General features: G+C 70.8%; 9 protein-coding genes. 6 read left to right on the top strand and 3 right to left on the bottom strand.

Features of this window, described 5'->3' with window-relative positions:
* Positions 1-2: 2 nt before the first annotated feature.
* Positions 3-236: a DUF2171 domain-containing protein gene (locus tag MOX02_RS17665; protein ID WP_147027109.1), complete on the bottom strand. Its 234-nt coding sequence runs from the start codon at positions 234-236 to the stop codon at positions 3-5.
* A gap of 115 nt (positions 237-351) precedes the next feature.
* Here MOX02_RS17665 and MOX02_RS17660 point away from each other — a divergent pair, with 115 nt between their 5' ends.
* Both MOX02_RS17660 and MOX02_RS17655 read left to right on the top strand, forming a co-directional pair.
* Complete coding sequence (locus tag MOX02_RS17660; protein ID WP_147027108.1) at positions 352-813, top strand: GNAT family N-acetyltransferase; 462 nt, start codon at positions 352-354, stop codon at positions 811-813.
* The gene (locus MOX02_RS17655; RefSeq protein ID WP_238178947.1) at positions 810-1,382 is read left to right on the top strand and encodes a 3'-5' exonuclease; all 573 of its coding nucleotides are present in this window, start codon (positions 810-812) and stop codon (positions 1,380-1,382) included. The genes MOX02_RS17660 and MOX02_RS17655 overlap by 4 nt, the downstream gene beginning before the upstream one ends.
* A gap of 12 nt (positions 1,383-1,394) precedes the next feature.
* Here the strand turns inward: MOX02_RS17655 and MOX02_RS17650 are convergent, their stop codons facing one another.
* Both MOX02_RS17650 and MOX02_RS17645 read right to left on the bottom strand, forming a co-directional pair.
* Positions 1,395-2,294: a ketopantoate reductase family protein gene (locus tag MOX02_RS17650; protein ID WP_147027107.1), complete on the bottom strand. Its 900-nt coding sequence runs from the start codon at positions 2,292-2,294 to the stop codon at positions 1,395-1,397.
* Between the two features lie 58 nt (positions 2,295-2,352).
* Positions 2,353-2,598, bottom strand: a complete 246-nt coding sequence (locus tag MOX02_RS17645) for a hypothetical protein (RefSeq protein ID WP_147027106.1) — start codon at positions 2,596-2,598, stop codon at positions 2,353-2,355.
* Between the two features lie 194 nt (positions 2,599-2,792).
* Here MOX02_RS17645 and MOX02_RS17640 point away from each other — a divergent pair, with 194 nt between their 5' ends.
* The 4 genes from MOX02_RS17640 to MOX02_RS17625 all read left to right on the top strand — a co-directional run bounded on the left by MOX02_RS17640 (position 2,793) and on the right by MOX02_RS17625 (position 8,028).
* Positions 2,793-4,136: a sodium:proton antiporter gene (locus MOX02_RS17640; RefSeq protein ID WP_147027105.1), complete on the top strand. Its 1,344-nt coding sequence runs from the start codon at positions 2,793-2,795 to the stop codon at positions 4,134-4,136.
* A 137-nt stretch (positions 4,137-4,273) separates the two neighbouring features.
* Complete coding sequence (locus MOX02_RS17635; protein WP_147027104.1) at positions 4,274-4,930, top strand: TRAP transporter small permease subunit; 657 nt, start codon at positions 4,274-4,276, stop codon at positions 4,928-4,930.
* Between the two features lie 37 nt (positions 4,931-4,967).
* Entirely contained in the window at positions 4,968-6,848 is a 1,881-nt protein-coding gene (locus tag MOX02_RS17630; RefSeq protein WP_147027103.1) for a TRAP transporter large permease, read from the top strand.
* 88 nt (positions 6,849-6,936) lie between these two features.
* Complete coding sequence (locus MOX02_RS17625) at positions 6,937-8,028, top strand: TRAP transporter substrate-binding protein (RefSeq protein ID WP_147027102.1); 1,092 nt, start codon at positions 6,937-6,939, stop codon at positions 8,026-8,028.
* Positions 8,029-8,131 lie beyond the last annotated feature (103 nt).

The following is an 8,131-nucleotide window of genomic DNA, read 5'->3' as shown; positions in this document are numbered from 1 at the left end:
CCCTAGGAGGTCGACCACTCCCGCCGGACTTCCTCGGCCGGCCGGTCGAGGCGCACCGTGCCGCCGTCCACCGCCTGCACGAAGTCGACGGGGATGAAGTGGTGCAGGCCGCCCGCGTCCCGGTCCGACTTGGTCAGCTTGATCTCGCCGTTCTCGACGTGATCCACCGTGCCCACATGGGCGCCGTCGGACCCGACCACGTCCGCGTGCTCCTTGATCTGCGAAACATCGACCATCGTTCCACTCCCTGTCGGCCACCAACGGGACCCGTGCGGAGCGGTTCCTGCCGCCCGCCCCCGCCCTATCTCCCGCCGCGACCGGGAACGGATCCCGGGGGCATCGGAGAGGCCGTTGGGGAACCGCTACGGACTGGAGATCCGCACCGCGACGGGGGCCGACGCGCCCGGGCTCGCCGCGCTGATGGAGGCGGCTGGCCGCGCGGTTCCCGCCCACGATCTCGCGGACCGGCTCGACGCCCTCCGCTACGCCAGCGGTACGGCGCTCCTCGCCCTCGAATGGGGGCCGCCGAGCGGGGTCGTCGTGCTGCACTGGTACCGGGCCCTGGAACTCCCATCGCCGGTCGCGCAGGTGACGCTGCTGCTCGTCGGCCCGGAGGAGCGCCGCCGCGGCATCGGCCGCCAGCTCCTGAAGGCGGCCTCGCAGGCGGCGCGGATGGCCGGCTGCGGCACGCTGCAACTGCTCGCTCCCCCGGATCAGCCGGAACTCCTGGCCTTCTGCAAGGCGACGGGATTCTCCGAGGCCGCAGGCTGCTTCGTCAGGGCCCTGCGGAAGAAGGGGCCTGCCGAGACGTGACGCGCATCGCCTTCCTGGATTTCGAGGCTTCCTCCCTCGGCAAGCGGAGCTATCCGGTCGAGGTGGCCTGGGTGTTCGACTCCGGCGAGGGGGAGAGCTTCCTGATCCGGCCAGCGCCCGGCTGGACCGACTGGGCGGCGGAGGCCGAGGCCGTGCACCGCATCCCGCGCGCGTGCCTCCTCGCGGAGGGCCGGGCGCACGACTGGGTCGCCCTGCACATGCTCACCGTCCTGCGGGGCGCGGCGCTCTACGCCTCCGCGCCGTCCTGGGACGGGCAGTGGCTCAGCCGGCTCCTCCGCGCGGCCGGCCTGCCGCGGCACGCGCTGCGCCTGAGGGACACCGAGGAGGCGCAGCGCTGCGCCGTGCTGGAGATCCTGCGGTCGGGCGGCGTCCCCTCCGGCCGCGTCGGCGGCGTCGCGGACGGGATCCTCTCGGCGATGGCGAAGGAGGCGGAGAATGACGCCCCGCCCGCGCACCGCGCCCTCGCCGACGCGTGCCGCGAGCTGGAGCGCTGGCAGGAGGTCCGGCGCCGCGCCGAGGCCGCGGTCGCGGCGGCCGCGGGACCCTGACCCGGTGCGCGCTCAGAGGCCGGCCCGCGCCTCGGCGAGCTTGACCAGCGTCAGCAGGACCCGGTTCGTCGGCGTGGGAATACCGAGCTCCTGCCCTGTCCGGACGATGAAGCCGTTGAGGTGGTCGATCTCGCTCGCCCGTCCGCGCGCGAGGTCCTGGGCCGTCGAGGAGGATTGCTCGGGCATCGCCTCGGCGAGGCCGAGGACCGTCGCGAGGATGTCGTCGGGGACGCGGATGCCCGAGGCGCGCGCCACCGCCGCGCACTCGGCCACCACCTCCGTCATGATCTCGGGCACGCCCGCGACGCGGATCATCCGCCCGTAGGGCAGCCCGCCCACGGCCGAGAGCGCGTTGTAGGCGCAGTTCACGATCAGCTTGCTCCAGAGCGCGTCGACGGCGCTCTCCGAGACGACGGTCGGGATGCCGGCCGCGCCGAAGGCCGCCGCGATGCGCGCGCTTGCCGGTCCGGCGCCGATCACGAGTTCTCCCCGGCCGTGGTGCCGGACATGCCCGGGACCGGCCATCTCGGTGGCGACGTAGACGGCGACCGGGATCACGGCGCGCCCGAGCACGGGGGCGAGCCGCGCGGCGTTGTCGACGCCGTTCTGGAGGCTCAGGACCGCGGCGTCCGGGTGCAGGTGCGGGGCGACCGCCCGGCCGGCGGCCTCCGTGTCGCCGGACTTCACGCAGACCAGCACCACCTCCGCGTCCGCCACCGCGGCGGCCTCCGTCTCGGCGCGCAGGGGGACCGCGGTGCGCAGCGTCCGGGTCTCGAGCAGGAGGCCCCGCTCGCGGACGGCGTCGACATGGGGCGCACGCCCGATCAGGGTGACGGTCTCGCCCGCACGCGCGAGGAGGGCGCCGAAGTAGCAGCCGACGGCCCCTGCCCCCACGATGGCGATCGTCGTCATCCCGCGTCCCCGCTCCGGACCAGCCGGGGCTGAAGCGGAAGCGCGCGGCTCCGCCGGCTCAGCCCCGGTTCCGCGTCCTGTTGTAGCGCTTGATCGCCTTCTGGCAGCCCGGCGAGAGCTTGCTCATGTTCTTCTCGAAGCAGGCCTGCACCTCGGGACTGTCCGGCGCCATCCCGTCGCAGAAGGTCACGAGGTCGCCCGTGCAGTAGCGCTGGAGGGCCTTGCGTTCCGGCGAGGTCTCCCGCGCGCCGGCTGCCCCCGCGCCGATGACCGTGATCACGAACACCGCAACCCCGAACCGCATGATCCTCTCCCCTCGCTCGGCCATCCGCCTGCCGCATCAATGACGATGCGCCCGTTTCGGTTCGGCGGCGGGGAAAGGGTGCCGGGGGCGGCCTTGCACCCGGCAGCGGTTGGCTCCAATCACGGTGCGCCCCGGCGCGGAAGCTCGCCCGCGGGGCCGCGAGCCCATGCCCCGAGCCCGACCGCAGGACGATCTTGCCCCACCTCGACGGAACCGCGCTCGGCCTCGCCTGGGTCCTGCCCTTCGCCGGCCTCCTGCTGTCCATCGCGCTCCTGCCGCTCCTCGCCCCCAAGTTCTGGGAGCACCGGCTCGCCGCTGTGGCGGCGTTCTGGGGGCTGGCCTTCCTGCTGCCCTGCGCCGTCCGGTTCGGCGCCGGCACCGCGGCGGCGGAGGTGTGGCACACCGCGGCGCTGGAGTACCTTCCCTTCATCATCCTGGTCTTCGCCCTCTTCGTGGTGGCGGGCGGCATCCGCATCGTCGGCAATCTCGTCGGCACGCCGGCCACCAACACGGCGATCCTCGCCCTCGGCAGCCTCGCGGCGAGCTTCCTCGGCACCACGGGCGCCGCCATGCTGCTGATCCGCCCGCTGATCCGGGCGAATGCCGGCCGCGCCCGCAACGCCCACGTCTTCGTGTTCTTCATCTTCCTCGTGGCCAATATCGGCGGCTCGCTGACGCCGCTCGGCGACCCGCCGCTATTCCTCGGCTTCCTCCGGGGCGTCGACTTCCTGTGGACGGTGCGGGCGCTCGCGGGGCCGATGCTGCTGTCCTGCGCGATCCTGCTCGCGGTGTTCTACGCGATCGACCGCTATCTCTGGCGCTTCGAGGCCGCTCCGCCGCCGAGCCGCCTGCCCCGGCAGGTCCGGATCGAGGGCCTGCACAACGTGATCTACCTCGCCGGCATCGTCGCCGCCGTCCTCGCGAGCGGCCTGTGGCGGCCCGGAATCGCGGTGCCGGTGGGCTTCGGGATCGCGGTGCCCCTGGAGAGCCTCTCGCGCGACGTCGTGCTGCTCGGCCTCGGCTATCTCTCCTTCCGGACCACGGCGCCCGGCATCCGCCTCGAGAACGCCTTCACCTGGGTGCCGATCCGCGAGGTCGCGGTCCTGTTCGCGGGCATCTTCGTCACGATCGTCCCGGCGCTGGCGATCCTGCGGGCCGGCCGCGACGGGGCGCTCGCGCCCCTCCTCGCCCTCGTGACGCAGCCCGACGGCACGCCTCACGAAGCCGCCTATTTCTGGCTCACCGGCGGCCTGTCGAGCTTCCTCGACAACGCGCCGACCTACCTGATCTTCTTCGACCTCGCCGGCGGCGACCCGGCCGCGCTGATGGGCCCCCTCGCCCGCACCCTCACGGCGATCTCGGCGGGCGCGGTGTTCATGGGCGCGAACTCCTATATCGGCAACGCCCCGAACTTCATGGTCAAGGCGATCTGCGAGGAGTGCGGGATCCGGATGCCGAGCTTCTTCGGCTACATGCTCTGGTCGGGCTGCGTCCTCCTGCCGCTGTTCGGGCTCCTGACGCTGCTCTTCTTCGTCTGAAGAGACGAAGGGCCTGCGGCCGCGGCGCCGATGAATGACAAATTCTGCATAATCTCTCACGAGGGGCTGATCTTGGCCGGGCTTCCGGCTAGGGAAGAGCGACGGGCCCGAACACGGGTTTGTGAGGGAGGACCTGGATGCTCGGCCTGAGCCGGTGGATCGACGCGCTCAACGTGCGGATCGGCAAGCTCGCCGCCTGGGCCATCGTCGCCGCGGTGATCGTCTCCACCCTGAACGCGATCGTCCGCAAGCTGTTCGGCACCTCCTCGAACGCCTGGCTCGAGATGCAATGGTACCTGTTCGGTGCCGTGTTCATGCTCTGCGCCGCCTGGACCCTGAAGGACAACGAGCACATCCGCATCGACATCGTGTCGAGCCGCCTGTCGAAGCGCGGCCGCGACCTCGTCGACGTGTTCGGGCACCTGTTCTTCCTGCTGCCCTTCGTGGCGGTGATGATCTGGCTCTCGATCCCGTTCTTCGTGAACTCCTTCAACTCGGGCGAGGTCTCGACCAACGCGGGCGGCCTCCTGATCTGGCCCGCCAAGGGCCTGATCCTGCTGGGCTTCATCCTGCTCGGCCTGCAGTGGCTTTCCGAGCTGATCAAGCGGATCCTGATCCTGTCCGGGCGGCTCGAGGATACGGGCGGCGCGGGCGGCCACCACGCGGCGGCCGAATCCGAGGCGGAGCGCCTCGTGGCCGAACTCGCGGGCGAGCCCGCCAAGGCCGCCTTCGAGGCGGACCCGACCTCCGGGCCGAAGCCGGAGCCCGTCTCGAAGCCCGCCCGCAAGCCCTGACGCCTCCCCGCCCCGCCCCTCCAGCGACGAAGATCCGATGTTCGCCGAGCTGATCGCCCATAACCTCGCGCCGATCATGTTCGCCGCGCTCGTCGTGTTCCTGCTGCTCGGCTACCCCGTTGCCTTCGCGCTCGCCGCCAACGGCCTCCTGTTCTTCGTCATCGCGGTCGAGCTCGCGCCCTACGCCCCCGACACGATCACCCTGTCCTGGCCCCTCCTCCAGGCGCTGCCGGAGCGCGTCTTCGGGGTGATGTCGAACGAGGTTCTGCTCGCCGTCCCCTTCTTCACCTTCATGGGGCTGGTCCTGGAGCGCTCCGGCATGGCCGAGGACCTGCTCGACACGATCGGCCAGCTCTTCGGGACGATCCGCGGCGGCCTCGCCTACGCGGTGATCTTCGTGGGCGCGCTGCTCGCCGCCACCACCGGCGTGGTGGCGGCCTCCGTGATCTCGATGGGCCTGATCTCGCTGCCGATCATGCTGCGCTACGGCTACGACCGGCGCCTCGCCTCGGGCGTGATCGCGGCCTCGGGCACGCTGGCGCAGATCATCCCGCCTTCCCTGGTGCTGATCGTGATGGCCGACCAGCTCGGCCGCTCGGTGGGCGACATGTACGAGGGCGCCTTCATCCCCGGCCTCGTCCTGTCGGGGCTCTACGCCCTCTACGTCTTCCTCGTCACCCTGATCTGGCCGAACGCCGCGCCGGGCCTACCCAAGGACGCGATCGGCTACCGCGAGGCGGACGGCGCGCGTGGCGTCTGGCAGCTCGGCGTGCTGGTCGTCTTCTCGGCCCTCGTCGGCATCTACGTGATGGGGCAGACCGGCACCAAGGCGGGGGCCGATTACGTCATCCTGACGATCTGCGTCGCCACCGTAGTGGCGTTGATCTGCGCCGTGATGAACCGCTTCCTGGGCGCGAACCGCATCGTCCTCTCGGCCCTTCTGGCCGGCCTCCTCGTCGGCGCGAGCCTCTACCTGCAACAGACCGCGCCCGGAACCTGGGGCCTCCTCGCCGAGCTCGCCGCGGCCGGCGCCCTCTACGCCCTCCTGGTCGGCGTGCTGGAACGCTTCACGGGCCTTCGCCTGATCTCGCGGATGGCCGAGCAGGTCACCTTCGTGATGGTGCCGCCACTGCTCCTGATCTTCCTCGTTCTCGGCACGATCTTCATCGGCGTCGCGACGCCCACCGAGGGTGGCGCCATGGGCGCGGTCGGCTCGATCGTGCTGGCGGGCATCAAGCGCGCCCTCGACAAGAACCCGGCCCGCCTGAACTTCAACCTCGTCCGGCAGGCGACGGAGGCCACCGCCAAGCTCTCGACTTTCGTGCTGTTCATCCTGATCGGCGCGCGCGTGTTCTCGCTGACCTTCTACGGCGTCAACGGCCACGTCTGGGTCGAGCACCTGCTCACCAGCCTGCCGGGCGGACAGGTCGGGTTCCTGATCTTCATCAACATCCTGATCTTCCTGCTGGCCTTCTTCCTCGACTTCTTCGAGCTGGCCTTCATCATCATCCCGCTGATCGGTCCCGCCGCCGACAAGCTCGGCATCGACCTGATCTGGCTCGGCGTCATGCTCGGCGTGAACATGCAGACGAGCTTCATGCACCCGCCCTTCGGCTTCGCCCTGTTCTACCTGCGCTCGGTCGCCGCCAAGGTGCCCTACACCGACCGGGTGACCGGCCGGCGCATGGAGCCGATCACCACGGGCCAGATCTACTACGGGGCTATCCCGTTCGTGGTCATCCAGTGCATCATGGTCGCCCTCGTGATCCTGTTCCCCAGCATGGTGACGCACTACAAGTCGACCGGCACCAAGGTCGATCCGGCGGCCGTCCAGCAGCAGCTCGACAATCTGCCGGGCCTCGGCGGCCCAGGCGGCGACGCGCCGCCGATCGACATCGCCCCCCCGAAATTCGAGTGATCCCCGTTCCCGAGATCCCGCAGGAGCCGGGCAAGGGGCCGCACAAGGCCCCGCGGCGCCGCGGGCCACGCGCCCCGAGGAGGAAACCATGAAGAGACGCGAATTCCTGAAGAGCGCCGCGCTCGGCGCCGTCGCCGGCGGCGCCGTCGCGGCGCCCGCCATCGCGCAGTCGGCCCCGGAGATCCGCTGGCGCCTGAGCTCCGCCTTCCCGAAATCCCTCGACACGATCTACGGCGCCGCCGACGTCTTCGCGAAGTTCGTTTCCGAGGCGACGGACGGGAAATTCGTGGTGCAGCCCTTCGCGGCCGGCGAGATCGTCGGCACCTTCCAGACGGCGGACGCGATCGGCAACGGCACCGTCGAGATGGGCCATACGGCTGGCTACTACTACGTCGGCAAGGACCCGACCTTCGCCCTCGGCGCCGCCGTGCCCTTCGGCCTGAACAGCCGCCAGCAGAACGCGTGGCTCTATCACGGCGGCGGCAACGAGATCGTCAACGAGTTCATGGCCAAGCAGAACATCTACGCGCTGCCGGGCGGCAACACCGGGACGCAGATGGGCGGCTGGTTCCGCAAGGAGGTGAAGACCGTCGCCGACCTGCAGGGCCTGAAGATGCGCATCGCGGGCATCGCCGGGCAGGTGATGGCCAAGCTCGGCGCCGTGCCGCAGCAGGTGGCGGGCGGCGACATCTACCCGGCGCTGGAGCGCGGCACCATCGACGCGGCCGAGTGGATCGGCCCCTACGACGACGAGAAGCTCGGCTTCAACAAGGTGGCGCCGTTCTACTACTATCCCGGCTGGTGGGAGGGCGGCCTCACGCTGCACTTCTACATCAACAAAGGGAAGTGGGAGAGCCTGCCGAAGAGCTATCAGGCCATCGTGCAGGCGGCGGCGATGGCGGCCAACGTCGACATGCTGGCCAAGTACGACGCGCGCAACCCCGCGGCCCTGCGCCGCCTCGTCGGCGCGGGCGCGCAACTCCGCCCCTACCCGAACGAGATCATGGAGGCCGCGCTCAAGGCCACGAACGAGGTCTACGCCGACATCTCGGCCAAGAACGCCGACTTCAAGAAGGGCATCGACAGCCTGCGCGCCTTCCGCGGCGAGGAGTATCTCTGGTTCCAGGTGGCCGAGTACACCTACGACAGCTTCATGATCCGTAACCGCACGAAGGGCTGACGCCGGGCGGATCCGGGGGCGGTACCGCGCCGCTCCCGGCGCTCAGCCAACGGCCGCACCGCTTCGGCCGGCCTCGCCGGCCGGCTCTCGGACTTCACCGCAC

The organism is Methylobacterium oxalidis (genome assembly GCF_007992195.1).
GTDB classification, from domain to species: Bacteria; Pseudomonadota; Alphaproteobacteria; order Rhizobiales; family Beijerinckiaceae; genus Methylobacterium; species Methylobacterium oxalidis.
Note: the sequence above shows the minus strand (reverse complement) of the source record. Positions and strands in the feature narration are given on the sequence as shown.

What these genes read in the sequence shown, in the direction of transcription:
- MOX02_RS17665 (WP_147027109.1), bottom strand. Translation starts at nt 236, where the DNA reads ATGGTCGATGTTTCGCAGATCAAGGAGCACGCGGACGTGGTCGGGTCC.
- MOX02_RS17645 (WP_147027106.1), bottom strand. Translation starts at nt 2,598, where the DNA reads ATGCGGTTCGGGGTTGCGGTGTTCGTGATCACGGTCATCGGCGCGGGG.
- MOX02_RS17625 (WP_147027102.1), top strand. Translation starts at nt 6,937, where the DNA reads ATGAAGAGACGCGAATTCCTGAAGAGCGCCGCGCTCGGCGCCGTCGCC.
- MOX02_RS17650 (WP_147027107.1), bottom strand. Translation starts at nt 2,294, where the DNA reads ATGACGACGATCGCCATCGTGGGGGCAGGGGCCGTCGGCTGCTACTTC.
- MOX02_RS17630 (WP_147027103.1), top strand. Translation starts at nt 4,968, where the DNA reads ATGTTCGCCGAGCTGATCGCCCATAACCTCGCGCCGATCATGTTCGCC.
- MOX02_RS17635 (WP_147027104.1), top strand. Translation starts at nt 4,274, where the DNA reads ATGCTCGGCCTGAGCCGGTGGATCGACGCGCTCAACGTGCGGATCGGC.